At 61.2% G+C, this 25,651-nt stretch carries 26 protein-coding genes; 12 read left to right on the top strand and 14 right to left on the bottom strand.

Annotation, left to right across the window (positions count from 1 at the left end):
* A partial coding sequence (locus ATCM_RS00125) for a hypothetical protein (RefSeq protein ID WP_207911754.1) occupies positions 1-441 on the top strand: 441 nt, incomplete at its 5' end.
* 217 nt (positions 442-658) lie between these two features.
* Here ATCM_RS00125 and ATCM_RS00120 read toward each other — a convergent pair.
* A complete protein-coding gene (locus tag ATCM_RS00120) occupies positions 659-1,396 on the bottom strand; it encodes a hypothetical protein (RefSeq protein WP_132862275.1) in 738 nt (245 codons plus the stop codon).
* A gap of 196 nt (positions 1,397-1,592) precedes the next feature.
* On the opposite strand from ATCM_RS00120, the gene ATCM_RS00115 reads away from it, so the two are divergent.
* The 6 genes from ATCM_RS00115 (at position 1,593) to ATCM_RS00090 (ending at position 9,790) form a co-directional block, all read left to right on the top strand.
* On the top strand, positions 1,593-2,474 hold the full coding sequence (locus tag ATCM_RS00115) for a M15 family metallopeptidase (RefSeq protein WP_243693927.1): 882 nt from the start codon (positions 1,593-1,595) through the stop codon (positions 2,472-2,474).
* Positions 2,475-2,575: 101 nt separating this feature from the next.
* Positions 2,576-2,836 (top strand): PAAR domain-containing protein, encoded by a 261-nt coding sequence (locus ATCM_RS00110; protein ID WP_132862274.1) that lies wholly within the window; start codon positions 2,576-2,578, stop codon positions 2,834-2,836.
* 40 nt (positions 2,837-2,876) lie between these two features.
* Entirely contained in the window at positions 2,877-4,301 is a 1,425-nt protein-coding gene (locus ATCM_RS00105; protein WP_132862273.1) for a hypothetical protein, read from the top strand.
* A 16-nt stretch (positions 4,302-4,317) separates the two neighbouring features.
* A complete protein-coding gene (gene tssM / locus ATCM_RS00100; protein ID WP_207911753.1) occupies positions 4,318-8,022 on the top strand; it encodes a type VI secretion system membrane subunit TssM in 3,705 nt (1,234 codons plus the stop codon).
* Positions 8,019-9,002 (top strand): type VI secretion system-associated protein TagF, encoded by a 984-nt coding sequence (gene tagF / locus ATCM_RS00095; RefSeq protein ID WP_132862272.1) that lies wholly within the window; start codon positions 8,019-8,021, stop codon positions 9,000-9,002. Before tssM ends, tagF begins: the two co-directional genes overlap by 4 nt.
* A 41-nt stretch (positions 9,003-9,043) precedes the next feature.
* A complete protein-coding gene (locus tag ATCM_RS00090) occupies positions 9,044-9,790 on the top strand; it encodes an OmpA family protein (protein WP_207911834.1) in 747 nt (248 codons plus the stop codon).
* 21 nt (positions 9,791-9,811) lie between these two features.
* Here the strand turns inward: ATCM_RS00090 and tssA are convergent, their stop codons facing one another.
* Together tssA and ATCM_RS00080 are read right to left on the bottom strand one after the other, a co-directional pair.
* Complete coding sequence (tssA, locus tag ATCM_RS00085; RefSeq protein WP_132862270.1) at positions 9,812-10,876, bottom strand: type VI secretion system protein TssA; 1,065 nt, start codon at positions 10,874-10,876, stop codon at positions 9,812-9,814.
* A 318-nt stretch (positions 10,877-11,194) separates the two neighbouring features.
* A complete protein-coding gene (locus ATCM_RS00080; RefSeq protein ID WP_132862269.1) occupies positions 11,195-11,560 on the bottom strand; it encodes a DUF3653 domain-containing protein in 366 nt (121 codons plus the stop codon).
* Between the two features lie 187 nt (positions 11,561-11,747).
* Between ATCM_RS00080 and ATCM_RS00075 the strand changes: the two genes are divergently transcribed.
* Together ATCM_RS00075 and ATCM_RS00070 are read left to right on the top strand one after the other, a co-directional pair.
* A complete protein-coding gene (locus ATCM_RS00075; protein ID WP_132862268.1) occupies positions 11,748-12,014 on the top strand; it encodes a DUF3653 domain-containing protein in 267 nt (88 codons plus the stop codon).
* Positions 12,015-12,074: 60 nt separating this feature from the next.
* A complete protein-coding gene (locus ATCM_RS00070) occupies positions 12,075-12,455 on the top strand; it encodes a hypothetical protein (protein WP_132862267.1) in 381 nt (126 codons plus the stop codon).
* A gap of 17 nt (positions 12,456-12,472) precedes the next feature.
* Here ATCM_RS00070 and ATCM_RS00065 read toward each other — a convergent pair whose 3' ends face one another.
* From ATCM_RS00065 to ATCM_RS19020, 8 genes are all read right to left on the bottom strand, one after another.
* Positions 12,473-13,621, bottom strand: a complete 1,149-nt coding sequence (locus tag ATCM_RS00065) for a zonular occludens toxin domain-containing protein (RefSeq protein ID WP_132862266.1) — start codon at positions 13,619-13,621, stop codon at positions 12,473-12,475.
* A 1-nt stretch (position 13,622) separates the two neighbouring features.
* Positions 13,623-13,913: a DUF2523 domain-containing protein gene (locus ATCM_RS00060; RefSeq protein ID WP_132862265.1), complete on the bottom strand. Its 291-nt coding sequence runs from the start codon at positions 13,911-13,913 to the stop codon at positions 13,623-13,625.
* Complete coding sequence (locus ATCM_RS00055) at positions 13,913-15,202, bottom strand: hypothetical protein (protein WP_132862264.1); 1,290 nt, start codon at positions 15,200-15,202, stop codon at positions 13,913-13,915. The genes ATCM_RS00060 and ATCM_RS00055 overlap by 1 nt, the downstream gene beginning before the upstream one ends.
* A gap of 265 nt (positions 15,203-15,467) precedes the next feature.
* Positions 15,468-15,680, bottom strand: coding sequence for a hypothetical protein (locus ATCM_RS00050; protein WP_132862263.1), 213 nt, complete (start codon positions 15,678-15,680; stop codon positions 15,468-15,470).
* Between the two features lie 299 nt (positions 15,681-15,979).
* A complete protein-coding gene (locus tag ATCM_RS00040; RefSeq protein ID WP_165931087.1) occupies positions 15,980-16,249 on the bottom strand; it encodes a single-stranded DNA-binding protein in 270 nt (89 codons plus the stop codon).
* A complete protein-coding gene (locus ATCM_RS00035; protein ID WP_132866011.1) occupies positions 16,246-17,079 on the bottom strand; it encodes a replication initiation protein in 834 nt (277 codons plus the stop codon). Before ATCM_RS00035 ends, ATCM_RS00040 begins: the two co-directional genes overlap by 4 nt.
* Positions 17,080-17,383: 304 nt before the next feature.
* Complete coding sequence (locus ATCM_RS19025) at positions 17,384-17,539, bottom strand: hypothetical protein (protein ID WP_165931086.1); 156 nt, start codon at positions 17,537-17,539, stop codon at positions 17,384-17,386.
* Positions 17,536-17,712 carry a hypothetical protein gene (locus tag ATCM_RS19020; RefSeq protein WP_165931085.1) on the bottom strand — a complete coding sequence of 59 codons (177 nt, stop codon included), beginning with the start codon at positions 17,710-17,712 and terminating at the stop codon, positions 17,536-17,538. Before ATCM_RS19020 ends, ATCM_RS19025 begins: the two co-directional genes overlap by 4 nt.
* A gap of 144 nt (positions 17,713-17,856) precedes the next feature.
* Between ATCM_RS19020 and ATCM_RS00030 the strand changes: the two genes are divergently transcribed.
* Positions 17,857-18,255: a DUF3693 domain-containing protein gene (locus ATCM_RS00030; RefSeq protein WP_132862260.1), complete on the top strand. Its 399-nt coding sequence runs from the start codon at positions 17,857-17,859 to the stop codon at positions 18,253-18,255.
* A 165-nt stretch (positions 18,256-18,420) separates the two neighbouring features.
* On the opposite strand, the gene ATCM_RS00025 is transcribed toward ATCM_RS00030, so the two are convergent.
* Positions 18,421-18,987 carry a cyclin-dependent kinase inhibitor 3 family protein gene (locus ATCM_RS00025; RefSeq protein ID WP_132862259.1) on the bottom strand — a complete coding sequence of 189 codons (567 nt, stop codon included), beginning with the start codon at positions 18,985-18,987 and terminating at the stop codon, positions 18,421-18,423.
* Positions 18,988-19,066: 79 nt separating this feature from the next.
* Entirely contained in the window at positions 19,067-19,984 is a 918-nt protein-coding gene (locus ATCM_RS00020; RefSeq protein WP_132862258.1) for a DNA-binding protein, read from the bottom strand.
* 103 nt (positions 19,985-20,087) lie between these two features.
* Between ATCM_RS00020 and ATCM_RS00015 the strand changes: the two genes are divergently transcribed.
* Both ATCM_RS00015 and ATCM_RS00010 read left to right on the top strand, forming a co-directional pair.
* Positions 20,088-21,176 (top strand): site-specific integrase, encoded by a 1,089-nt coding sequence (locus ATCM_RS00015; RefSeq protein ID WP_132862257.1) that lies wholly within the window; start codon positions 20,088-20,090, stop codon positions 21,174-21,176.
* Between the two features lie 299 nt (positions 21,177-21,475).
* Entirely contained in the window at positions 21,476-22,576 is a 1,101-nt protein-coding gene (locus ATCM_RS00010; RefSeq protein WP_132862256.1) for a hypothetical protein, read from the top strand.
* Between the two features lie 70 nt (positions 22,577-22,646).
* Here ATCM_RS00010 and ATCM_RS00005 read toward each other — a convergent pair whose 3' ends face one another.
* Positions 22,647-24,335, bottom strand: coding sequence for an AIPR family protein (locus ATCM_RS00005; protein ID WP_132862255.1), 1,689 nt, complete (start codon positions 24,333-24,335; stop codon positions 22,647-22,649).
* Positions 24,336-25,651: the final 1,316 nt, after the last annotated feature.

The raw sequence follows: 25,651 nt of genomic DNA, 5'->3' as shown, positions 1-25,651 counted from the left end.
GGGTACGAGAAAATTCCACTTTTGGCGTCAGCTAATCTGCGGGGGGATTACCCCCGGGCGGACCATGTGCTGCTGGATCGGCAGTTGTTCGGCGGCTTGGTGGATGCGCATCATCGCGTCAAACCGGGCGCGTTTCCGATGACGTATGTGTGTGTGGTAGGTGCCCTGATGTACTGGTTCGAGCGCGCCGGGCTCTGGATATGGCGCATCGCCCCCAGGCCGGCGTGGCCGCCGGAGATCCGTGCCGAGATGTCGATGCCCGCGCCCGCGAGCTCGTTCCGGACGCGGCCTCTCACCGAGGCGGAGCGTCTTGCGTACGCGGGCAAGCTTGGCTATCTGAACCGACGTTGGTTCGTGCTCGGCGCCATTTGCACGGTGATCGTGTTCATGATGTTTGCCGTGCCTGGCATCCCGCCGTGGTTCTCGGAGCTGAACCGCTGACTGCGCCCAGGCGAGCCCAGACAACCCTCCGTGTGGTGGTGATCATCACGATTACCATCCCGACGATCATGGATGCCCAGCGGGAACGTTGTCCGCACCCGCATTGACGTGCTTGGCCGGGGCGCGTTCAGCAGGGTAGGCCGGGCGTGCCAGCGAACGCATTGCGTTGAAGGCCGGGGCTTTGCGTTTCGCGCGTGACCTGCTGCAGCTCACGCCTTTACATCGCGGGGCAGGCCGGATCCTTCCCGGTGACGTTGGCGCAGACGCGGCGGCGACATTCCAGGCCTTGCAGGGTATTGGCGCCCGGACAGCGGCGCAGCTGTGCCTGGATGCCGGACTCGGTCGAGGCCGACTTCTTGCTTGCGACCTGGTCGAAGGCGGTGCGCTCGTCTTCGGCACGCTGTTGCTGGTCGGCTTCGATCTTGGCGATCAGGTCATCCATGGTGCGCGGTTGCTGCGCTGCCGGCTTGGGCTTTTCATCTTCCTTGATGATGCCGAGCAACGTGCCGAGCAGGTTGTCGCTTTCCTTGCCCTTGGTGCCGGCACGCGCCGCCGGTTGCGCCCTGCGCGCAGGCGCAGATGCAGTCCGGCTGGCGGTTGCGGGGGAGGGCGTGGCGCCGGCTGCCGCCGGTGCCGCGGTGTTGCCGGGGTCGGCGAGCGCATCGAGCGGGTTGCCCTGCGCGGTGCCATCGGTGTCAGGGGCATCGACGATCATGGCCGCGCCATCGTTGGACGCAGCAACAGGTGCGATGGGATGGCCGGTCGGGGCGCTGCTCTCGGGTGTCAGCGAGTACTCGTCCTGGTCCATGCCGGCACCGCCGCGCATCAGCGCCCACGCCAACAGCGCCACGATGACCAGCACCGTGGCGGAGACAATCCACCACCATTTGCGATGGCCATTGCTGCTGGCAACACTGGGCGCACGCGGCGACGCGGCAGCCTGCCGGCCTTCCATGTCAGCCAGGATCCGTCCCGAGTTCGGGGCTTGGGCCTTGGTCTGCTCTCCCCCTGAGAGAAGACTTGGCCGGTTGATTCCGCCATTATTCAAGTGCATCCAGCCCTTGGTTTGAGTCGGCTTCCGCCGAAGCGAATGGTGCATTCTTAGGGCATGCTTTTCGGCGCGTCAACCTGTCGGTTTCCATGGAGGATCAGTGTCAGTAGTTGCCGGTGTAGCGATAGCGGCTTTTTTGTTGGCGGCCTTGGTGTGTTGGGCACTGCTGTTTCCGGATGCAGTTGCGCGATTGCGCGAGCGCTTCCGAGCAAAGCAGATCAAGTCTCACAGCGTGGGTGCGGTTCGTCAGGCAAACGATGAGACGCCCATCGCCAAATCACGTATTTCATTTCGTGAAGAGCGACATGGTCTGCGGGGTTGGTTGATGCGGCATTGGGTCGTCCTGACAACCGCGCTTGCGTTGTTGGCGGTGCCGCCACTGGTCATCCTGTTGTCGCGGCAGACCGTCGTGCTTGCGGATTTCCGCGGCGATGACCTTTCCGAGTCCGGCTCGATGGTGGCGCAGCTGCTGCGGGGAGAGCGCCTGACACCGCCACCGCCGCCGCCGCCCGAGGTCTTCACGACGCAGGAAGTCCGTCGTCTACGCCCCGAGATCGTGACCGCGGACCGCAAGTGGGAGCAGATCGACGCCGATCTGCAGCAGCGCGTGTTGGCCATCTACGAGGTCATGCGGCGCCAGTACGGATACGAGATGGTGTTGATCGAGGGATACCGCAGTCCCGAGCGCCAGGCCGAGCTGATGGCCGGTGGCAAGGCCACGCGTGCCGGTGCCTGGCAGAGTTGCCATCAATACGGGCTTGGCGTGGACAGTGCGCCCATCCGCGATGGCAAGCTGCAGTGGGACATGAACGATGAATGGACACGCCGTGGGTATTATCTGTACGGCGAGCTGGCTGAACAGGCAGGGCTTGATTGGGGCGGCAACTGGCGCAGCATCAAGGACTACGTTCACGTCGAGATGTCTGACAGATGCAAGGCAGCAAGGGCCATCAAACGTGCGGAGTTGTCTCAGCAAGGGTGATAAGAACACCTGACTGCTGGTATCGTTTCGCGAGGATGAGTCGGGTTGCTGCGACGCGGCGATGGAAAGACCGGTTCACACAGGATCAGGGAGCGTGATGTATGGCACGACCTTTCATAGTTGTCGGTGACAAGCTGTCCCATGGCGGCAGCGTGGTCTCTGGCGCGGAACACACCGACGTCGCGGGAAAGCCGGTGTCGCGGGTGACCGACCGCGCCGTCTGTGCGGTTCATGGGGCAACCACCATCGTCAGTGGCGATGCCACTGTCATCATCGACGGTCAAGCGGTGGCGCGTGAAGGCGACAGCACCGCCTGTGGGGCAACATTGATTTCCTCGCAGACCACGACGGGCCTGGGTTGAACCCGGCGATCACAGGAGCGCGCATGGAGCATAGCGACTGATGGCGGGATGGACGGGCAAGGCTGCTTCGGTGCTGCTGGTATTCATTGCCACCTGGGGCAGCGCGATCATGTATTGGCGCAGCACCGGTGCCACGCCGAGCGGCATGGACATGCTGCTGTACCTGGGGCTGTTGCCGGCGGGCGTGAGCAGTGCCGGCTTCATGGCGACCGGCTTGCTTCGCCAAGGGGCCGACAAGGCCTTGGAGAAGGCCACCCGCAGCCCTGACAACGATGCGGCGCCGGTTGCGCGTGAGGATGGTGTGAAGGCGGCTGCCGCCGCCGCGTTGACCGCCGGCCAGATCAACCTGGGCGTGGGCTTGGATGCGCCGGCATTGCTCGCGGCTGCAGCTGCACCGCCGCGTCCTGCCTTGAGTGCACGGTTCCGTGATGGCCAGAATCTGCCGGTACGCGTGAGCGAGGCCGCGCAGCTCGATGAGCTGGAAGTGCTCGGCGAGCGTGAACAGGGCATCGATACCACGCCACGCGAGCGCCGGGCGCTGGCCCTGCTTGCGCCGGTGCTGGATGAGCTGTTGGGCGAGGCGGCGATGGCATTGCCCGTGCTCGAGGCCCGCGAGGAAGTGGTGGTCGCCGGGCTGCGCCGCAACGATGAAGGTCGCGTGGACAACGTGCTCACCATCGAGCTGCTGGTCGCGCATGGCTGGTCCGATGCGCTGCTGCATTGGGTGCGCGATTGGCTGATGCAACGGGTGCTCGAGTTCGGCGTCGATGGACGCCGGTTCGACGTGGCCGTCACCGTGGTCGGGGATGACAATCAGGCATGGCGCCACCTGCATCGGCTTGCCGATGCCCTGTCGCGTGCGCCTGACCGATGGCACCTGCTGCTGGCGTGTGACTCCTGCATCGACCCGGACGTCATCCAGGGCTGGCTGGTCAATGGCGTGCTGGCCACGGCCCGTCACCCGGAAGGCAGGACGCCGGGCGAAGGCGCCGCCGGCGTGCTGCTCGCAAGTCCCGGCATGGCCACCGAAGGCAACGGTTGCCTGTGGCCGCCGCTTGCGCTGGAGGCCGATGCCACGCAGATGGCACGGCCGGCCGAACGTCGGCGCCATCTGACCACTGCGGCGAGCCAATGGAAGCAGTCCTTGCCGCAGGACGAACACAGCGTGCAGTTCGTCCTGCACGATGCGCGGCAGGGCAGCGACGGCGTGGTGGATGCCGCGCTGGCGGCGTCGGCCTTGAACCCGGACCTGGAATTCGGCACAGGCAACCTGTCGCTGCCGGCCAGCGCGGGCGAGCTGGGGCCGGTGCTGCCAGTGGCGATGCTCGCGCTGGCATTGGAACAGACACGACGAAACACCGGGCCGGTGCTGCTACTGGCCGGCACCGAAGCGCAACAGCGTGTGATGGCACTGGTCAGTGCCGGCAGCACACCTCAGGCGGCTGATCTGCCGTCGACTACTTGAACCTGGATTCCCCCGCATGAGTTTGAGCAACTTCAGCTATTACCTGCGCGACTACCGGCTATGGATGTTGGTGGGCCTGATCGGCGCAGGCGGACTGGCTTGGTATGGCGAGGCCGAGGCGCGCGAGATCGGCATCTGGGTGGCGATCGTGCTGGGCGCGCTGCTGTTGCTGGCGTTGATCGTATGGATCATCAAGCGGATATTGGCGCGGCGCGCGGCCCGGAAGGTCGAGGCGCTGGTGCAGGGCGAGGCCGACCGTGCGGTTGCCAACGCCCAGCCCGCACAACGCGGCGACACCGAGGCGCTGCGGCAGCGGATGATGGATGCCGTGAAGCAGATCAAGTCCTCGCGCATGGGCGTGCTGAAGGGCAGTGCGGCGCTGTACGAGCTGCCGTGGTACGTGATCATCGGCAACCCCGCCGCCGGCAAGAGTTCGGCCATCCTCAACTCGGGGCTGCAGTTCCCCTTCGAGGACAACCGCAGCAACGTCGTGCAGGGCATCGGCGGAACGCGCAACTGCGACTGGTACTTCACGACCAACGGCATCGTGCTCGATACCGCCGGCCGATACTCGGTGAGCTCGGAAGACCGGATGGAATGGCTGACGTTCCTCGGCCTGCTGAAGAAGAACCGCCCGCGCGCACCGATCAACGGCGTGATCATCGCCGCCAGCATCGCCGAGCTGTCCGGCGGGAAGCCCGAGTTCGCGATGGAGCTGGCCAAGAACCTGCGCCAGCGCGTGCAGGAGATCACCGAGCAGCTGGAAGTGTTCGCACCGGTGTACGTGCTGTTCACCAAGGCCGACCTGATCGCCGGTTTCAGCGAGTTCTTCCGCAACCTGGACCCGGGTGAGCGCGAGCATGTGTGGGGGGCGACGCTGCCGTTCGATGCGCACCAGCAGACCGATGCCCTGGCCGCCTTCGACACGCACTTCGATGAGCTGGCCGATGGCATGAAGGAAATGGGCCTGACCCACATGGCCATGCAGCGCGGGCGCGAGGTATCCCCGGGCCTGCTGTCGTTGCCGCTGGAGTTCGTGGGCATCAAGCCGGCGCTGCGCACCTTCATCGCCACGCTGTTCGAGGACAACCCCTACCAGTTCAAGCCGGTGTTCCGCGGCTTCTACTTCAGCAGTGCGTTGCAGGAAGGCCGCTCGGTCCACCATGCCTCCGAACGCGTGGGCCGGCAGTTCGGCCTGCAGCGTGGCTCGAACGAGGACGTCGCGCCCACCGGGCAGACGGCGTTCTTCCTGAAGGACCTGTTCCGCAAGGTGATCTTCGCCGACCGTGAACTGGTACGGCAGTACTCCAGCCCGCACCAGAACCGCCTGCGCTACGGCGTGTTCCTCGGAGCGGTCGGCGTGCTGGCCTTGGCGCTGGGCATGTGGACCTGGTCGTACACCACCAATGCGCAATTGGTGGAGAACGCCACCAAGGACCTGCAGCAGGCCGTGCAGGTGCAGAAGGACCGGCTGGACCTGAAGTCGCGCATCGATGCGTTGCTGCTGCTGCAGGACCGAATGGAACAGCTGGACCGTTACCGCAAGGAAGGCGGCATCACCACCAGCCTGGGGCTGTACCAGGGCGATGCGATCCGCGAGAAGCTGCTGCGCGAGTACAACCACGGCATGCAGCAGGTCATGCTGGCGCCGACGGTGTCCAACCTGGAGAACTACCTGGGCCAGGTGGTGGCGCAGCGTGACAAGCTGGGCCAGGCCGGGCCGGCGGTCGCCGACGGCGAGGTGCTCTACCAGAATGCATCGCCGACCAATACCAATGACGCGTACAACGCGCTCAAGACCTATCTGATGCTGGGCAATCCCAAGTATGTGGAAGGCGCGCACCTGTCACAGCAGCTCACCCTGTTCTGGCGCAACTGGCTCGATGCGAACCGCGGCCAGATGAGCCGCGAGGAGATGGTGCGTTCGGCCGAGAAGCTGATGACCTTCTACGTGGCCCAGGCCGACAAGCCGGGCTGGCCGCAGGTCCAGAACCGGGTCACGCTGGTGTCGGACAGCCGCGAGGCGCTGGGCCAGGTGATGAAGGGCCAGCCGGCGATGGAGCGCGTGTTCGCGCAGATCAAGGCGCGTGCCGGCGCGCGCTTCGGCACGGTCACGGTGGACAGCCTGATCGGCGAGGAGCGCAACGGGCGCCTGATCAATGGCAACTACGCGATTTCCGGTGCATTCACCCGCAAGGCGTGGGAAGACTACGTGCAGGACGCCATCAAGGAAGCGGCCAACACGCAGCTGAGCACCACCGATTGGGTGCTGGGCACCACCGAGCAGAGCGACCTGTCGCTGGCGGGCAGCCCCGAGCATGTCTCGCGTGAACTGGTGGGCCTGTACAAGCAGGAGTACGCCCGCGAGTGGGGCAAGTTCGTGAAGGGGCTGAGCATCGCCGAGTTCACCACCTTCGACCAGGCCGCGGCCAGCATCAACCGCCTGGGCGATGCCAGCACCTCGCCGTTGCGGGTCCTGCTGGAGCGCATCAACGAGGAGACCGTGTGGGACAACCCCGCCGCGCAGGCGCAGTCCAGCAAGGCCCGCAAGGGCTTCGTGGCGTGGTTCCAGCGCACCATCCTGCGCAAGGACCCGGCCGCCGCTGCCGCGGCGCAGCCGGTCGGGCCGATCGGCAAGGCGTTCGAGGGCATTGCCCGCCTGACCACCGAGCGTGGTGACCAGCCGGCCGTGATCAAGGCCTATTTCGAAGCGCTGGGCAAGCTGCGCGCCCGCCTGAACGCAATCAAGAGCCAGGGCGACATCGGCGTGGGCGCGCGCAAGCTGATGCAGGACACGCTGAGCAACGAGGGCTCGGACCTGAGCACGGCGCTGGCACTGGTGGACGAGCAGGTATTGACCGGGTTGGACGACAGCCAGCGCGAGGCGCTGCGTCCGTTGCTGTTGCGTCCGTTGACGCAGACCTTCGGTGCCTTGGTGGCGCCGACCGAGGCCGAGGTCAACAAGACCTGGAAGGCGCAGGTGTACGACCCGTTCAAGGCGCGCATCGGCCAGCAGTATCCGTTCAACCTCAATTCCGACGTGGACGCGGCGGCCAGTGACGTGGCCACCATCTTCGGTGCCAGCGGCAGCATCGCCAGCTTCAACAAGGAAGCGCTGGGGACGCTGGTCATCCAGCGCGGCCCGTTGCTGGAGGCGCGCCGCTGGGCCGGGCAGGGCATCAACCTGTCGGCCGAACTGGTGGCCAACTACGGCAACTGGGTGGGCGGTTCGGTGGCCGGTGCCGCGCAGGACAGCACCATCTTCGAGATCCTGCCGTCGCCGGCGGCCGGCGCGGTGGAATACACCATCGAGATCGATGGGCAGTCGCTGCGCTATCGCAACACGCCGCCGCAATGGACCACCATGCAGTACCCGAACGTGGGCCAGATCCCGGGCGTGAAGATATCGGCGGTGACCGGTGACGGGCGCACCGTGGAAGTGTTCAACGCACCGGGCACCAATGGCTTCAAGCGCTTGATGTCCGAGGGCAAGTACGAGCGCCTGGATGACTCCAGCCGCATCACCTGGGAAAGCGACGGCGTGGCGGTGACGGTGGAGATGCGCATCGTGCGGCGCGCCGGTGCCGGCACCGATGGCGGCGATTGGCAGCGTGGGTTGCAGCTGCCGGAGACGGTGGCGGGTGGCATGCCCGCCGCGCAGCCGGCGGCACAACCGGCGGAAGCAACGACGGCGGCGCCACAACAAGGAGGTGGGCAATGAGTCGCGCGGTGAATGCCGGGGTTTCCTATTTCGGGAAGGTGCCCTCGCGGGGAGACTTCGTCCGCACCGCGGACAACCACCAGTTGCTGGGCTGGCTCGACCGCTGGGCGGGCGAGAGCCTGGAGCTGCTGAGCCAGAGCCCGGACTGGAAGCAGCGCTATGACGCGGCGCCGGACATCCACTACGCCTTCCTGGGCTCGCGCAGCAAGACCGTGCTGTGCGGTCACCTGCTGGCCAGTCGCGATGCGTCGGAACGTCGCTTCCCGTTGTTGTCGGTGGTTCGCCTGGATGCAACCGACCCGTTGCCGTTCATCGGGCGCAGCCCCTTGGCGATGTCCAACGCGTGGTCCGGCCTGGCGCGGTTGGCGCGCCAGGCCTACCAGGACGATGACGCCACCGAGGCGCTGTCCAGGCTGGGCGAGGCACGTTTCAGCATCAGCACCGAGGTGGGGGACTACAACGGCAGCTTCCAGGACTTCCTGGAAGGCTGCACGGTGGGCGAGCTGGAACAGCGCCTGCGCGAGGCCGGCCACGGCGACGTATCGCTGAAGCACATGCTGCCGGCGATGGGCATGCTGCTGCAGCCGGTGCTCAGCGGTGGCGACGTGAACATCGACAAGGCGCTGGTGCTGCCGCTGGCACGCGACGCGGTCTACCGCCCGCTCATCGCCGCGTTCTGGCTGGACATGATCTCCAGCTTCGTCAGCCGCGGTGACTTCGAATTGTCGGTGCTGGTGCGCAACGATGCGACGCCCACGATGGTGGTGGGCTTCAACGGCGCCGACCGCCAGGTGCTGCGCGCGGTGCTCGACCCCAGCGACGACAGCGGGTTCCTGATCCACCTCAAGCATGCCGAATGGGTGGAGGAATACCTCGGCAGCGACTACAACCTCAACCGGTTGGGCAGCTTCCTGGACCGCGATGACCTGGCCCTGGCCACCGCGCGCAAGCTGTTCGGCGAGACTTTCCTGGGAACCTGACGATGGCCTCTTTCAGAAACACCGGCGTGGCGATGCTCCTGATGCTCGCGGCTGCGCCCTTGCTGGCGCAGAACCCGGCGCCGCCCGCTACCTCCACCGGAGAGCGGCCGGTCGTCATCGAAGGCGTCGTGCCCGACCAGGCCACCAAGGCCAAGCTGCTCACCAACCTGCGCGCGGTGTATGGCGCCGACCGCGTGGTCGACCGCATCCAGGTGGAAAGCATCGCCACGCCGCCGAACTGGGGCGATTACGTGGCCGGGATGATTAACCCGGGCCTCAAGCGCGTGTCGCCCGGCAAGCTGGAAGTGAACGGGCAGGCCGTGCGCATCAGTGGCGAGGTCGGCAACGAAGCACTGCGGCAGCAGGTGGTCAGCGACCTCAGCCTGGCCAGCAATACCTCGTACACGGTGACCAACGGCCTGAAGGTGGGCTCACAGCAGAGCGTGCTCGACCAGACGCTGGCCAACCGCATCATCGAGTTCCAGAGCGGCAGCGCGAAGCTCACGCCGTTCGGCATGAGCATCCTGGATGAAATGGTGGCCAAGATGGCGCAGATGCCGGACAGCCGCTTCCTGATCATTGGCCACACCGACAACGTCGGCCAGCGCGAATCCAACCTGGCGCTGAGCCATGCGCGTGCGTTGGCGGTGAAGAACTACATGATGGGCAAGGGCATTCCGTCCAGCCACATGGACGTCCTGGGCAAGGGGCCGGACGAACCGGTGGCTGACAACACCAGCAACGACGGTCGCGCCCGCAACCGCCGCATCGAGTTCAAGATCCAGTGACGCTGCGGTGATACGGAGGGCTCAGTAGCCCTCCGTGTCCTGGTTGACGTCGAGCATCTCTTCCATCTGGTCCAGCGTGGACTGGTCCTTGACCACGCGCTTGAGCCATACGTGCAGCGGCATTTCGCCCCAGCGCGCCGCCTTCTCGGCCAGGTAGGCCACGGGACTGTGTGGCTCGGTGCGGCGGAAGAACTCGGCCACCTGGCGCAGCTGCTGCAGGGCTTCCTTGCGCGTCGTGGGCGCGCCACCGGCGGGGCGGGGTGCCTGGCTGGCCGGGGCTTGGGCGGTGGGGGCCGCTTGGGCGAACACATCGTGGTCGGCATCGTCGGGGGCGTGGACCTCGCCGTCGAGCAGCATGCCCGCATCACGCGCGAAGCGCTGCGCGGTGCGCTGGATATGGTCGAGCTGTTCCCGTACGGCGCTGAAACTCGGGCCGTCCATGCCGAGGCGGTTGTCCACCGCGGTCTGCAGGTCGGACAGCGCCGCCGTGCATTCGGGCAGGGTTTCGATCAGCTGGCGGTAGAAGTCATGGCTGGTGTCGCGGCGCGCGGCCTCGAGCAGGTCGAGGCTGGGGCGGCCGTCATCCGGTTCGCCACTGTTGGCGCGGGCGTGGGCATGTTCGTAGTCGGCGATGCTGAAACGGCCCTGCGGTGCAGCCACGATCGGAACGATGCGAAGCCATTGCAGCGAGTTGGCAAGAAGCCAACTCAAGTTGCCAATTCGTTCTTCCTGGTCGCCATCGTAGGCCAGCGGGTGCACGTCATCCCAATAGCGGTCACACAGGCCGGCGATGGTGCGGAAGCCGCCCGAAAGACCTACGAAGCCATTCAACTGGGTATTGGCTTCACACAACCAGCCGGCCAGGCGCAGGTCCTTGGTACGTGTCTGCAGCAGATCGGTGCAGTCGCGCAACACGCCTTGCCAATCGGCGTACTTGATGTCTGTTTGCCATGCCCCCTGGTCCAATGTGGGGTCATCGGCGCGACGTTTCTCGATGATCCGGTCAAATTCGGCCGAGAAGGAAAGGTCTTCGCCCGTCGGCGCGTGGTCCGAAATCGGGGCCAGCAGGGCATCCTGATCCAGCATGGCAAGTCTCGCTATGGGTCGTCAGGCGATTCTAGCGTGGGCTGTCGGGTTGAGTGCTAGGGTGTCACCGGATAGCGATGCTCTACACGAAGCGTGGGTGTCACTTCTTTTCGCCTGTTCAGTGATTTGAAATTTCCGTGAAGAGTGCTCGTACATCTGTATGTCGCGAGTTCTGGTAAGTTGCGCGGCAGGACTCCGACAATGTTCCGCTGGAAGCGGGGATTGTCATGACATATGGACACGACATGGATCAGCTGACGAACCTGATGGCACAGGTCGCCGCGTTGAACAGCGCGCAGCAGCCCCTACGGAGACGCTTCACCCGCGCCGATGGCGTGAAGGCCCACGGGTAGCCCGGACTACCGTTGCCCGGTCGGCGAACCTCGCGCCAGCTACTCCCGATGACGGCTGTTCTTGGCGGCGCCGGAGCACGTCCTGCAGGAAAATCACCTTGGAATCCCTTGTGCCGCAGGGGTTTCCAGAAAGTACCGATCGACTAACACCTGGTCGACCAGCTGCCATCATCGATCGCCATTCCCGTGCGATGTTGCAGGTCAACGACCACCACGTCATATCTTCGGGATAGAGGGTGTGGCCCTCAGGCGTCCACATGTGGCCGCCTTGGAAACCGAAACCGGCCCAAGGGCCGGTCAGTTCGATGCGTTCGTGCGGGTCGTGCTTCATGCTTCGATCTCGTCCTTGCGTGGTGGACGTTGAGGCAAGCAGGAAGTGATCCAGAGCCAGACCCAGCGGAGTCGGCCACATGCCATTTCGCATAATGTATATTATGTTCGTCTTGTTCGGACATTGGTGGCCAGCACGATGGCACGGCTCCTGCTGCTACGACGGCCCCCGACATGGAGTCTGCAACATGCGTGATCGCAAGCTAACCGGCCCTTGGGCCGGTTTTTCGTTCAAGGGTGGCCGTCTCGTAACGCCCGAGGGCCGTGAGCTGCTGCCGGAAGACCTTGCGTGGCTCGGGCTGACTGCTGCACTTGCCCAGGAGTACCGCCGCCTGCTGGATCAGGAAAAGCGCGGTTTGCGTAGTGGTGTGCGTCACAACGCGGAACCATGCCCAGTGGTCCCGATGCTACCCGTGGGCCTTCACGCCATCGGCGCGGGTGAAGCGTCACCGTAGGGGCTGCTCGCCCCTACACCCCCGGCTACAATCCGCACAGGACGAAATCTAGGGGGTTTCATGGAACGAGAACGGCCAGAATACTTGCCACCGATCAAGCCGCGCCGCTGGAGCTTTCCGTGGCTGACGTTGATAGGTCTAACGGTGCTCATACTCGCAGCGTTCGGTGTAAAGCAGCACTTGGACACGCAATCTGCTTGGAACACGCGATTTGCCACCAAGCCCACAGTAAAGCCCGCAGCACGAGACGTAACCACTAACCTGGACGAACTGCGTGCCACCGCGCAACGTGAAGCAAAGCTCGCTGAAATCAGGCTTCGCAGGGTTGCCGCCGAGCGCGAGGCAATAAACAAAGAGCGCGAAGAATGGCGCTGCATTGATGGCACTCCGTTCCGGAAAATCCCGGGCGGTTGGGAGAACGTCCCCGGCGAGCGTTGTTAATTTAGTGACGCATCACGTTAAAGAGTGGACGTGGCCGGCGTGTAGCTCGCCACCGGCTTGGCCGGATTACGTGCGAACGGATCTGCACGCTTACCAGCCGTGTAGCCGATAACCTGCCCAGCAGAGCCCGTAACGGCCACAGGAGGCGCACCCGGGTCAGGCACGGGCGCTGACTGCATCTCGACCTTGGGAGCCTTGTACGGGTTGTACACGGGGCCAAACCGGGCCAGCGTGCGGCACTCGGGTTGGCTGATGTCGTACTTGGTGCCCTGCTCTGTCAGGCACGTACAGGACGCCTCACGGTCATCGTCACCACCGGGGACGGAGGACATGCAGAACAACGCCGGCTGAGACACGGGCGCACGCTCATCAAAGATGGGCGCGGTCTCGGGCATCGAAGCAAAGCGCGGTAGGTGTGCCTTGGCGTACTCGGTAGCAGTCGCATACCTGGGCGCGGTGCCCGGTGCGCCCGGCGTACCGCCAACCGCCCCGGTCCTCGCGCCAAATTGTGCGGTGCTGGCCGCGCTATCAGCCTCAAATCCTTCGAGCTTCTTCTCATAGCTGTGTTTCAGGTAGAGCCCGAGAACGAACAGGAAAGCCACGCCGGCCATGATCCAAATCGCCCAACGCGGCAGGCTACGGCGCGTGGTGATGAGCGTGGTGGACGTGTAGTAGTCGAAGACGTAATTAGGCCGCACCCAGTCGATCACGTCGGCGCAGTGGCCTTGCACGTTGCTCTGGTACTGCGTCCAGCGCTTCAACTTGGTGCGTGACTTGATGATCGACGTCTGCCGGATATGTACGTGTTCCTCGTACAAGCCGCGCAAGAACGGATCCAGCTGCAAGCCCTGCTGCGCAATCAAGATGAAGTCGAACCCCCGGTGACGATGGCGCGCCATCGCCTCAACATGTTCGGGCACCTTCGCGCCGGGGTTGCGGTTGGGAAAGATCGTGTAGCACTCATCCAGCAGGACCACCGAGCCGTCAGGCAGGTCCTCCCACTTGGTCGGATCCTGCAAGTACGTGAACCCTGCCCGCTCGTAGTCGAAATCCTTGACGCCGTGGATGTAGATCTTTCGGCCTTCCTTTTGCCACTTGAACGCCTTGTCCAAGCCATAGGCAGTTTTGCCGTGTCCTGGCTGACCGGTGACGAGATACAGACCCATATCACTTACCCCCCAGCTTGCTAAGCACGACTTTCTGAGATAGCGCCGCAGCGATCGCAGACAGAATCATCGTGACCATGATCCCTGCGCCGGTCGCGTCCCAGTAAGCAACACCTACCGCACCAAGCGCGGACAGCTTCGATTGCACGAACGCCTTCAACGCAGGAAGCGCCACCTCATGCGTGAACGCACCGATGCCGAATGCAAGCAGCACGCGACCGATGATGCCGGGCAGATACTCACGCGCTGCACCGATAAGAAGCGCGACAAGCGCACCGAGAATTTGAGGCATTAGCCGGCTCCCTTCGCAAGGATAAAGACAGAGGCGCACGCGCCAATGAGGATGAAAATTGCCTTCACCATCGCGATGTAGTTGCACCACATCGCCGGAGGAGAAGCGAGCGTTGCCATGAAGCCGGAAGAGATTTCACCGCCGCCACCGCCACTAGCGAAGCCCATGCACGAACCACCACCGAAACCGGATTGATCCAGCGAATCGGTGCTCATCTTGATGACGTTGAGCTTAGGAGCATCATCACCAGTAGCACCCGCACCGGGGTTCTGATTCATGCCGCCGACCTTGGTCCACTCCGGTTGCTCGCCACCATCACCACCGTCATCGCCTGTCTTGTTCGCAAGCTTTTCCAGCGCGCAAGATGCCTTCCACTGCTGCAGCAGCTGGGCGTACTCCACGGCATCGCAATCCTTGCCAACGCACACGGGAACGGTGCTGCACGATCCACCTGTAACGTTCCTATCTTTCCGCGTGTTGCAGTCAATCCGCCACTGCGTGCGCAGCTGTAGGCACATGATCGGATTGCCGTTGCATGACGGCGGAGTACTGCAATTCTCACCACCAGACGCCGAATCCTTGTTCGGATCATCCTCGCCTTCCTCACTGTCCGGCACGCCGTCGCCATCTGCATCGCGCTTACAGGTGCCGTCCTTGCCTTTTGCCTCTCCTGCCGCGCACTGACCGTCACCGGGCAGGCATTCGCCGCTGGGAGCTTTTACGTTGCCGGCTGGGCACTCGTTCTTCTTGTTCTCACAGGTGCCGTCAGCATTAAGCACCTTGCCCTCTGGACACGGCTCTGGTTTGCACTGACCGAGAGAGTTGGGCTTGCTGCCGTCACCGCACTTTCCATCTTCCGGCTCACACGATGACATCGCGTGGTTCCAGTAGTAGCCGCTACCGAAATCCGCCTTGCATTTGGCGTCATCGTAGTTGTTACAGGTTCCATTTCGGCCATCGGCGGCAAGCGAACTGTAATCGCCTTTGAAATAGCCATCGCCGGTGGAATACCACGCCTGCTTGCAGCCGGAATTACAGGTCACCGACCCGTTGCGCGGCGCACCGCCAGTAAGGTAGGGATATGGCCCGTTCCAATCGGGCCGCTTGTCGCACGTCTGCTGCGCAGGAAAGTAGTGCATCTCATGATTTACACCACCAACCAGACACGCAGAGCCGCCACTCGCGCCAAGGCGACACTGGTAGTACCACTTGCCGGCAGGCTTCTGGAGGACAGTGCACGCGACCGCAAAGGCGCTATCAGGCTTCTTCTGTGCAGCCTTTGCGGCCATGCACCCAGCGTAAGCCGCCCCCTGATCCAAGTAATCAACCGCATGCGCCCTGGGCACGGCGAACAATGACAGAACGGCAAGCAAAGCAAACGACGCAAGCCGAGCCCGAGCAGTACCCGCCAAGATGCGGGGCATCACGAGTCGAGTGCGAGCCACACCGCCCCCAATAGCGCAATCATCACGAAATATCCGGCGTACTGCATATGTCCTCCTACACTCGGAAAAGGAAAAGGGCGGGTTTCCCCGCCCTGCCCCACTACTGGCCTTAGTTGGCCGCCTTCTTCGAGCTGCGGATCAGCAGGATGATGCCCGAGATCGTCACCACAACAATGCCGATGGCGGTCAGCTCGGCTTTGTCCACGCCAGCGCTCACGGCTTCGGAGAACTCACCGGCGAACGCGGCACCGGACACCATTGCGGTGGTGGCAGCGGTGGTGGCGGCAGCACCGAACTTCTTCAGCTTGTTCTTGATCTTCATTGCGATTTCCTTGTTGGGTTGGTTTGGTTGATGCCTCACGTACCGGCAGCACGACGCGCTGACCGGATCATGTATCCGATGGCCCACGCCCCAGCGATTACTGCTGAAAGCGAGATGCCCTCGCCCACGCTCATGGGAGGCGGAAACGACTGCGTGGGACCCCAGAACACCGCCGCGCACGTTTGCGTTGCGGCATCGAAGTCCGATGCTTTGCAGTGAGCTACGAGTACGGTTTCGTCCATGGGGTGATGGCTCGCTTCGCGAGCCGCCCGCCGCAAGCGACGGACGGCACGCGCTGATTACTTGGAAGGGATGATGGGAACGAGGCTGAAACGGCGCTTCAGTTCGAGGTTCTGGAAGCGGTTGACGAAATAGGCACCCGGTTCAACGGTGTACTCTCCGACCGGATACGGAGCCTGCCCATCGGCAAGCGAAATCTTGAAGCGGTCCGGGAAGTCGGAACCATCGTCGTAGGCCGCTTCCTGCTCGTTGAAAACGTAGGTCGTGCCATCCTTGCCCTTGACCGGGCGCTGTACCGCGACAGCCTTCTTGATGATGATCTTGCTCATGCTGCTAGCTCCTGATATCGCCATGCGATGAATCGGCCCTTGTCTAAAATCACCTTCCACGGCGAGGGCCAGTAGTCGCCGGTAAGTTTGTCCACGTAGCCACCGAGGGCCTTGCGGATGTCGGCAAACATGCCGAGTGCCTTACGCGCCTCTGCCGGTGCTTTCCACCAACGCAGTTCGCGCTTTGAGTCTTTGTCCAGGCCACCAACTGCATGGGTGCGGAAGCCCTTAGGAAATTCGCTCGCCATATCAGGCGTGAACTTGCTCGCATACTTCGCCATGTAGGCGACAGGGTTTCGTGCCTTCTGGAAGTTGGTCATGCCGTACGGCCACCAACCACGCGCATCGAGCTTGGGTATGTAGATGCCCCGAGGCACCCAGATCATCACGTGGTAGTGAGGAACACCGGCTTGGGTGAGCTCGCCGACCCATAGGTAACGGAAACGCGGACGGTATCCCCGGTAACGCAATCGGACAGCTCGATTGAAGAAGCCCCGGACGCGCTTAAGTGCCTCGCTAATGTCGCGAGGGTCATAGCTATCTCCGACTCGGTAAGTCGTGGTGAGAAAGTACCAGCGGCCACGGAACGAACCCTTTTCTTTGATCTCTTGCTCATGCAGTCGCGCTCCGGTGATGACCGACTTCTTGCACCGCATTGCTCGGATGCGGTTGGGGTCTAGTTCGATAGACACGCGGTGAAGCCGCGTGTCACTTGTTGAAGAATGGACAAGCCCAAGGCGACGGCCTCCGGCCGCCGCCGAAAAGCCGTGGTTTCCGACCTTCTCGGCAGCCATTTCAGAACGGCGCTGCGACGCGCTCAGACGCGCCATGTGCGCTTCCAAGTCGGCATAGCGAGGGTCTACGGTGCGACCGCTGGAAACGTCCAGCAGGACCGGGGTGCGCGGATCACCGCAATCGCTGCAATAGCCATGATTGAGGGCGAACGGATCGCCACAACCGCGACAGACGCGGCGCACAGGATCGCGGGAGCCGTCAGCCACGCGGCCCCCTGAATAGATATTTCCAGCTCCACGTGTAGAGCGCGATAAACAACACCCAGAAGATGACGTCACCCACGGCGCGCCCACCGAAACCACAGGTAGATGGCAAGCACAACGAGGGGAAGGACCGCGATCATGCGGGCACCTCCGCACGTGCCTGGGCGATGAGTTGCTCGGCCCGGAATTCGGAGAGCCTGCGGCGATCACGCTGATCGAGGAACCACGCGACAAGACCGGCAAGACCCACGGTCCAGAACATGATCGCGATGAGCGCGAGGACGGCGATCACTTCTGCCCCCACTGACCAACTTGCAGTTCGCCCATGGCGAGCAGCTGATAGCGGACCTCAATGGCATCGCGGAACAGCGACGCCATGGCCTCATTACCGTGGCGGCGATAACCGCTCAGGTTGTGATGCAGGCAGGCCAGCGTGTTGCGTCGTGCAAGCGTGATCGGGTCCATGTGCCCCTCCCCTACCCCCTCGCCCTAGAAACCCGCCCCCGGCTCTAGGGGGAGGCCGGGGCGGGTGTTGAGTGATCGCTCAACGAGGCGGATGTAAACTGATCGCGAAACAAGTTGTCAACTGATCCATCAACAAGGACCGCCATGAACGCCGTCAACGAACTACTTGACAAAGTGAAAAACCACTTGAATCTCGGCTCAGACTTGGCTTTGGCGGATCGACTGGCCGTTACTCGATCGCTGGTGTCCAGGTGGCGTAAGGGCGATACGCCGCTGGCAGATGACCGAATTGCGCAGATTTGCGCGCTCGCGAAGGCAGACGGCCCTGAGTGGATGGCACGAATCCACGCGGAAAAAGCGCAGTCCCCGGCGGAACGCGCCTTGTGGTCAAAAATGCTTACCCGACTGGCTGCGGCGGCGATTTTCCTTGTGCCGCTGAGCGCCTTTGCGAAGGCTGAAACCCCTGTTAAATCAGACGGTTACGCCGAAAATGCGTTGGGGTATGTATATTATGTAAATAACAACTCGACCAAGAGCACGTAACGAAACCCGGAACCTCCCTGTCGGTGTTCCTAATTGATGTCCTTTGTTCCTAGATCGTGCCGTTGATTGAATTCAAAAGGTTTTTCTATTGCCAGAGCGGGATCTGCGGACACGAATTGGGAACAGAATGCTGTCATTCGCGTTCCTAATTCGTGTCCAGGATGGCTAGGAATTCAAACGATTCTGGTCTGCCCATTCCTGCAGAAATGCTTCTTGCTCTGCCGTCTCGATCGCTCCGGGTCGAACCGCTCGAACTAGGCGGATCGCCTCGTCGGCCTCCTTGGTCACCCTTGAATCCAATAGAAGCATTGAGGCGACGGTGCCAGCACGTCCAAGTCCGCCCATGCAATGCACAACAATACGAGTACCAGCATCTAAGGCGGACACCAATTCCGGGCTGAGCTGCCTCCAACGATCCAGCAAACGATGATCCGGGGCCGCTCCATCAACAATTGGAAGTCCGTACCACGTCAGTCCGAATGCTTGCGCCCTGACTGGGAGCTGCGGGATCTTCAACTCATCGAACTCGAACGGCTCGATTAAGCTGATCAGGTACGTAGCCCCCCATGTTTTGATCGCCGCAAGATCTGTGTCGAGATCGCGCGCCCATTCGCCAGTCCACGCTTGAGTCTGGTGCTTGCCTGGAGCAAAAGTGATTCCGATCGCACCGTTGGCGCTTCCCACCGAAAGTTCTGCGATATGTAACGGGTGTGTAACGCTGGTGCGAGACATGGCAGGCTCTCTGTTGGGGCTTGTCGAGCGTAGTGCGGTAGCGGCGTCTGAGCAAACGCGACCACTATCCCCCCTAGCTTTATGACTTCGCTTTCAACACTCGCCGTGAACGGCTGGGCTTGTTGTCGCTGGGCTTGCGTTCTCGCCAAGCTGCTTTCAGGGCAGCTGGCAGATCTCTCAACTGTGACAATTGCGTCTCGAATGCATCTGCTCGTGCCCGCTGGCTAGCAAGCTCCTGCCGTAAGTTGGATGTATTAGCTTGTGCGCGTTCGATTGTTTCGATCTGTTTGCGTTCGAGCGTAGCGGCCTCTTTTCGAAGCGCTGTTAGTTCAAGCCTTGCTGCTTTCGCCTCCTGTCGAGCGAAGTCAATGTCGCGCAGAGCGCGATTCTCGACAGATCTGGCATGTTCCATCAGGCTCTCGCGCTCAGATCTGGCCAGTTCCTGAAGCTCCTGTAGTCGGGCTTCCAGGGTCCGCCTCGCAGACTCAACTTGCTCCAGTCGCTTATCCCCGGAAGCACGCTGTTGGGCCGCCTCCGTGATCTGCGACTGAAGCTGGTCCACGAGTTGCCGAAGCTCCGCCACCTGGGTCAGTGCCAGGCGCTCTGACTGGGCCGAGGCAGTTGCTTTGGCATGGAGCTCGGAAGCCTCCTCGGCAAAGGTCTGCTGTTGCACCCGCAGCTCGTCGTACTCGGCGGCAAGCGTCTGCCTGGCATCCGTGAGCTCCTCGAGAATCGACTCGCGGGCATGCTGTAACGCCAGTGTCCACCACTGCCCGGCCAACTCGGCCAATGCTGCTGGCGCGTCCTTCAAATCTGGCCGCTTCGGCTGCAGCCGGAGGCCCAGATTTTTCCACCAGGTCTCGAGCCAGCGCGTCACAGTGTTCGGCGAGCCGGTACCCAGATGGGCACGGATGCGCTCCACCGTGGGCCGCTCGCCATTGGCCACCAGTTCGTCGGCGGCGGTGTGCACATCGGATTCGGTGATGCCGCGGGCCATGAGACGTCTCCTGTATCGGCGCCCTACTCTGTTGATCCTCTACTAGCGATAAGTGATGATTATCGCGGGTATAAGCTCTATTTCGTAGTATACATTACATAATATGAAAGATAATTCTACGATTTCTGTGCACACCGCGACGGCTACCAGCCTGGCGCTGCCCGAACAGTTGGCCCGCCAGGCCGCCGACGCGGTGCGCGAATTGCTGGCCGAAGCCGCCGCTGAGAACACCACCCGCAGCTACAGCAGCGCCCTGCGCTACTGGTCGGGTTGGCATGCGGCGCGCTATGGCATTGAGCTCGCGCTGCCAGTGCCCGAGGCCACCGTGCTGCAGTTCGTGGTCGACCACGTGCAGCGCCGTTCGGCCGAGGGCGAATTGACCTGGGAACTGCCACCAGCCATCGATCAGGCACTGGTGGCTGCGGGCCTCAAGGCCAAGCTCGGTCCATGGACCTTGGCCACCGTGCGCCATCGCGTTGCCGTGCTGTCCACCGCGCATCGACTGAAGCAAGTGGCGAATCCCTGCGAGCAACCGGCGATCCGCACCGTGCTCAGCCGGGCCGCTCGGGCGGCGGTCAAGCGTGGCGAGCGACCGCGCAAGAAATCTGCGATCACTCTGGCCGAGCTGGAACTCATGTTGGCCACCTGCGACGATAGCCTGGAAGGCATTCGTGATCGCGCCCTGCTCTGCTTCGGGTTTGCCAGTGGCGGGCGCCGGCGTAGCGAGATCGCCGCCGCCGACCTGCGTGACCTGCGCCGCATTGGCGAAGCAGGCTATGTCTACCGTCTGGAGTACAGCAAGACCCAGCAGGCCGGGGTTACGGCCACTTCGACCCCGGATAAGCCGGTGCTGGATCGGGCCGCCCTCGCCCTTCAGGACTGGCTGGAGGCCTCAGGCATCGCCGAGGGGGCCATCTTCCGGCGACTGTGGAAGCAGCGGGTCGGCCCCGCCCTGTCCCCGGCCGCCGTGGGTGAGATCGTTCAGCGGCGGGCGCGCCAGGCCGGGCTGGAGGGGAACTTTGGCGGACACAGCCTGAGGTCGGGGTTCGTAACCGAGGCCTGCCGCCAAGGGGTAGCGCTGCCGGCGATCATGCAGCTGACCGAGCACCGGTCGGTGTCGAGTGTATTGGGCTACTTTCAGAGCGGTGTGGCAACATCAAACCCCGCCGCCCGTCTCTTAGAAGACGAATAGAACTACGGCGAACTGATGTGCAAGCTGCGCCGGCGCTGCCCTAATCCCGGTGCCTAAGCTACCCCCTCCCTTCCGCGCAATACAGCGCCTGATATCCATCTTCTCATTAACGAGGGACTAGCGATGAGGGCGATATCTGCGGTGCTATGCATCAATCCTGACGGTCATGGCGCCAAGAGCGCGGCGCCCTAGTCTGAACACGTACTCTTTCCCTCGCAGTATAACCTGCCCAGAAATATGGCACGCTAGGAGAAGCTGGCGGATATACTCGGCTCAATCGACAGCCTGGGTGCGTACTAATGCCGACAGATCAGAAAGTACTTGAGGCGATTGCTAAAACAGGATTCGTTCTTGAGCATGAGGTGGTGGTCGCCCTGCAGCAGGCGGGCTGGAAGACCATCAATGGAAGCTACTACCTCGATGACGTGAGCAATCAGGCCAGGGAGCTAGACATCATAGCCTACAAAATTACAAAACTGGATGATCTCCATATACTTACCTGCGCGCTAATCAGCTGCAAGAAGGATGCGAAAGACACTGCAGCATTCCTTTCACGGAAGCGCCCTTCGAGAGACCCGAACGCCGACTGGGAGCCCGCACCACTAGCAACACGACTGCAGCCAATGAAGGCTCATCTATCCAGTTCGGACTGGAAGAGTCGCTATTTCTCATCTATGAGCCCACCAGTCAAGTCGATGCTTGTCGCCGGGCGAGATGTGTTCGCATTCCAGATGGTTGGAAACGAAGGTCAAGCGAACAACAATAAGCCTTACTACGATTCGTTTACGAGCTTGATCAAGGCGTTGGATCACGAGCTGAGTAAGCGAATCGAGTCTAACAAGCCCCATCGTAAGCGAATCTACTCCTACTCACTCCACACGGTATTCGATGCTCGAATGGTCGAAGTTCAGTTCGATCAGGAGGTGAAGGTAGTGCGCCCGGTCGATCGAATCACCTGTTTCACCCGCTACATGGTTCGAAAACAGGATACCGTGGCATCGGTTCACTTTGTACAGTCCACTTCAATGGCTAAGTGGATCAGAGATCTTGACTCACTCCATCAACACAACATTGATTTTTTTGAGCAAGAGGTAGGTGCTAGCTTCCGCGCGATAGTTACCTCAGCTGCCGTGCGCAACTATTTCAAAGAGGATATGGGATATCTACTCAGGCACTATCTAGCAAAAGCCGCGTCACGACTTGGTATCACCATGCCAAGCGGGGAGGTGATTGTGGGTGTCAACGAGCGCGGCCTGGAGGTATCAATGGACTTTTCCGAGAGTGATGCAGAAAAGTTGGAGGCGGATGCTGTACTTGGAGAGGAGCTAGCGAGTCTTTTCAGCAGAAGAGCCAGATACGCGGGAAATGTGGAAATAGGAACCTTCGACATACCATTCTGACCTTCTTCAGGCCTTCTAAAGCCCCCCATCCTGGATGAATCAGGACGCCCCCTTTTTCCGGCAGCCTCCTTCACTGCGGGCCTGATAAGGCCGCACAAAGAACACCGATCGGGTCAGCCTTCTTTCTTAAAACGTCCTTTGAGTACTGCGCGACCAACTTCGCCGCCATCTTCTTGCACCAGCTCGGACTCTTTAGCTCATTCTTATAGTCGAACGTGCTCCCCTCATCGACAACGAGCTCGGCATTAAGATCGAATGCAAGGGATGTCGCGAGTTCCCCAATTACTTTTAGAAGATTTGGAAGCTCTTTGGATACGAGAACATGCTCAATGTTCTGAAGCATCAAGACTCCAGCCGAGTCCGTTCTGATGAGTGTAACTACTGCATATGCCAGAAAATACTTTGTGAGATTGTAGTATGCGAAGTGCTTATCATCAATCGCACCAAGTGCACCCTCGACCGCGTTAAAGCACTCCCAGAATGCCAGAATTCGGGCACCTGTTACGCCAGGCCTGCCGAAGATGTCGGAGTGCAGCTCGTCCATCACCTTATATTTCTGGTGGCAACTCCATGGCTGCAGCAAATCCATGGCAAGCAAGATCAGTCCGGCCGATTCGTTGCTCAGGACAGCTTTGCCCTTGTTGGACTCGCCTTGCTTAATCTCGTACGCGACTTTGCCGCTACTGACAGCATTGACCTCGGCCTTCAGTCGCTGCTGAATCATGTGGTTCGACTTTAGATCGCGGGCTTTAATTGCATTTTGGTTGTTACTCTTTACTGTGATCGCCTGCGAAAGAGTTAAGTCACCTTTCGTCTCTATGAGCTTAACTAGAATCTTAAGGTCTTCTGTGATTTTTGCTTTCTCTGCCATGAGGGATGTGAGGCTCTGCGCCCCGTTAACCACCACGTAATCCTCCACCTCAATTCTTTCATCATTCTCTGCGATAATTTTCTTGCAGAGTACGTTGATTCCATTGTGGTAGAGGGGGAAGTTCTTGTGCTCCCCTTTTTCCTTGATGCTTGCCCTCAATCCCCTATTTACTTTCGTATTGCCTAGAGCGAATCGGACGTTTTGCTCGAAAAGGCGACCGTCGGTGATGCCTTGCATTTTTATGAGGTTCAGTGCGGGCGCAAGGAAGATTCTAGCAGCAGCCCCGCCTGCATCGTAATCGATGACATCAGAATCAGAGACGTCAAAGTAGTAGCCACCTTTTATGCCGCCGTCCACTTCGAGATCGATGTAGGAGTCAGCAATGGCCTCCGCGTCGAAGAGTTCGATCCCGGGTAGTTTGGAGATAATTGCCTTTGCATCATCATTTGCTACCGAATTTGTGATGAATACACCCCGTACTTCGTATGCATCCACCTTTTCAGCAAGGCCGGCCCTCATGATCGTCTGCTTCAGCTTTTCGTTCTTGGTTTCCGCCAATACTTCGTCAACCTTCTTCCTACTGTCGAATTGCCCAAGGCTGCCATAGAACTCCTTGAGATCTGTATCGCCCAGCTGGGAGTTGTCCTTTGTCTTAGTCTTGGCTTGGATGATGAATATGGTCTCTGAAAAATCATCCACGTAGATTGCGTCCACGCCCTTGTCGTGCTTGGCGTCCACACACGCGTCGTCAGCGTCAATTTCGTCTAGGCGAAAGATGTGCTCCAGGAACCATCGCACGAAGCGACCTGAAAAGTCCGGCGCCCGCTTTTCATAGCCGTTTAGATGATGCGCCGAGAAATGCCCGTGGTTCAGATCACTAGCTTTCATAGTCCAGCCTTACCAAGAGATTGCCGCCATTCTGCGACTATTCTGGGCCTGTGTCACTTGCAATCGGCGGGATTGATGCCGCGGACGGACGGCGGTTGCCGGTGACAGGAAAATACTGACGCCTTGCGCTGTTGTAGATTTCTATCTGTCGGTTTAGGCTGGGATGAGCTCAGTAACGCGGGCTCGCTCGCTAGCTACGACTCAAAAGGGTGGCAAGTATCATGGAGAGGATAGATGCATTTTTTGTTGCACCCCAACGTGTCCAAATTAGCGAGGTCGCCCACGTTATCAATCCCAACAATCGAACCTCAAGGGTTGCCGCTCCAGAGGCTGTATAGATCTCCTGCGCCCCATTAGCTCTCGCCGTTCGAGTAGCCTGAAGCGCGCCATGGTCGGGCCATTCGTAGATCTTCAATGGCCATCCAGCCCGGGCAAAACGTATCCGGCCTGCTCGTCGCTCGTTGTGGATATGAGCAGCGCCGGTGCGAGCTAATCTGCTGCTGACGACATCTGCAGATATATCGATTAGCCGCACGCCGCGCGGCTGCTTACTGCGTAGAACCGTCGCGGGACGCTGGGCACCATAGGCTTCCTGGATGTCAGCAGCAAGGATAGTCGGGCGGCGGCAAGAACTACGTTAGCGGCTTGTTCAAGATGCTCCAAGCATAGGGCACGCATCCGGGTATGTCTGACCAAGACCGCAGCACCTTCCGATTGCACGTGGTACTTGTTACCACCGGCATGTACCTACAGCCCTAGGGCGACAGAATCCAGCTTACAAGCCAGCGTGTAATCGGACTTACAGCAGCGTACACCAAAAGCTCGAATCAGTTGAAGTGGATATGCCCGCTTTGGGTCGGGGCCCGCACTCCCTACCCCCGATAAATCCATCAAATCCCTTGCCCCACCGTTGGCCGCTTTCTGGCAGGTACGTTTCCGGCTTCACTGCACATGGCTTAAGAAGAAGGCCGGACCACGGCGTGCCTTGCGGGCGTCTCGCGTCAGGACTAAACACTGGCGGCCGGCACGTTGTGGGGATTGGAGTCCCGTCAACGCAAAGCGTAAGCGTCGCCACTCTTGGCAACTTGAGTTTATTTAGGAGTTTTCGATGTACTCGTAGAGTTCGATCCTTTGAATATTCTTGGCGATATCAGCTTTCCAATAGCCTGTACAAAACATCATTCTCTTTGTTTTGTTTGGCGATTAGAGTGGGCCAGTGACGGCCTACGGCACGCTGCAGGAAACAACTAGAGTGACGCTGCTGTTAGCCGGGAAGGTGGGGACGGCCACGCCGGTGCTCTGCAGCGCGGTCACAT

This window comes from Stenotrophomonas sp. ATCM1_4, from assembly GCF_004348115.1.
In the GTDB taxonomy this organism is placed as follows: Bacteria; Pseudomonadota; Gammaproteobacteria; order Xanthomonadales; family Xanthomonadaceae; genus Stenotrophomonas; species Stenotrophomonas capsici.
Note: the sequence above shows the minus strand (reverse complement) of the source record. Positions and strands in the feature narration are given on the sequence as shown.

Coding starts and splice junctions, on each gene's coding strand:
- ATCM_RS00020 (WP_132862258.1), bottom strand. CDS start 19,984: ATGGCCCGCGGCATCACCGAATCCGATGTGCACACCGCCGCCGACGAA.
- ATCM_RS00090 (WP_207911834.1), top strand. CDS start 9,044: ATGCTCGCGGCTGCGCCCTTGCTGGCGCAGAACCCGGCGCCGCCCGCT.
- ATCM_RS00065 (WP_132862266.1), bottom strand. CDS start 13,621: ATGGGTCTGTATCTCGTCACCGGTCAGCCAGGACACGGCAAAACTGCC.
- ATCM_RS00040 (WP_165931087.1), bottom strand. CDS start 16,249: ATGAGCAAGATCATCATCAAGAAGGCTGTCGCGGTACAGCGCCCGGTC.
- ATCM_RS00050 (WP_132862263.1), bottom strand. CDS start 15,680: ATGAAGATCAAGAACAAGCTGAAGAAGTTCGGTGCTGCCGCCACCACC.
- ATCM_RS00120 (WP_132862275.1), bottom strand. CDS start 1,396: ATGGAAGGCCGGCAGGCTGCCGCGTCGCCGCGTGCGCCCAGTGTTGCC.
- ATCM_RS00075 (WP_132862268.1), top strand. CDS start 11,748: ATGCGTGATCGCAAGCTAACCGGCCCTTGGGCCGGTTTTTCGTTCAAG.
- ATCM_RS00070 (WP_132862267.1), top strand. CDS start 12,075: ATGGAACGAGAACGGCCAGAATACTTGCCACCGATCAAGCCGCGCCGC.
- ATCM_RS00080 (WP_132862269.1), bottom strand. CDS start 11,560: ATGAAGCACGACCCGCACGAACGCATCGAACTGACCGGCCCTTGGGCC.
- ATCM_RS00015 (WP_132862257.1), top strand. CDS start 20,088: ATGAAAGATAATTCTACGATTTCTGTGCACACCGCGACGGCTACCAGC.
- ATCM_RS00005 (WP_132862255.1), bottom strand. CDS start 24,335: ATGAAAGCTAGTGATCTGAACCACGGGCATTTCTCGGCGCATCATCTA.
- ATCM_RS19020 (WP_165931085.1), bottom strand. CDS start 17,712: ATGGACCCGATCACGCTTGCACGACGCAACACGCTGGCCTGCCTGCAT.
- tssA (WP_132862270.1), bottom strand. CDS start 10,876: ATGCTGGATCAGGATGCCCTGCTGGCCCCGATTTCGGACCACGCGCCG.
- ATCM_RS00025 (WP_132862259.1), bottom strand. CDS start 18,987: ATGTCTCGCACCAGCGTTACACACCCGTTACATATCGCAGAACTTTCG.
- ATCM_RS00105 (WP_132862273.1), top strand. CDS start 2,877: ATGGCGGGATGGACGGGCAAGGCTGCTTCGGTGCTGCTGGTATTCATT.
- ATCM_RS00110 (WP_132862274.1), top strand. CDS start 2,576: ATGGCACGACCTTTCATAGTTGTCGGTGACAAGCTGTCCCATGGCGGC.
- ATCM_RS00010 (WP_132862256.1), top strand. CDS start 21,476: ATGCCGACAGATCAGAAAGTACTTGAGGCGATTGCTAAAACAGGATTC.
- tssM (WP_207911753.1), top strand. CDS start 4,318: ATGAGTTTGAGCAACTTCAGCTATTACCTGCGCGACTACCGGCTATGG.
- ATCM_RS00060 (WP_132862265.1), bottom strand. CDS start 13,913: ATGCCTCAAATTCTCGGTGCGCTTGTCGCGCTTCTTATCGGTGCAGCG.
- ATCM_RS00035 (WP_132866011.1), bottom strand. CDS start 17,079: ATGGCGCGTCTGAGCGCGTCGCAGCGCCGTTCTGAAATGGCTGCCGAG.
- tagF (WP_132862272.1), top strand. CDS start 8,019: ATGAGTCGCGCGGTGAATGCCGGGGTTTCCTATTTCGGGAAGGTGCCC.
- ATCM_RS00055 (WP_132862264.1), bottom strand. CDS start 15,202: ATGGCCGCAAAGGCTGCACAGAAGAAGCCTGATAGCGCCTTTGCGGTC.
- ATCM_RS00030 (WP_132862260.1), top strand. CDS start 17,857: ATGAACGCCGTCAACGAACTACTTGACAAAGTGAAAAACCACTTGAAT.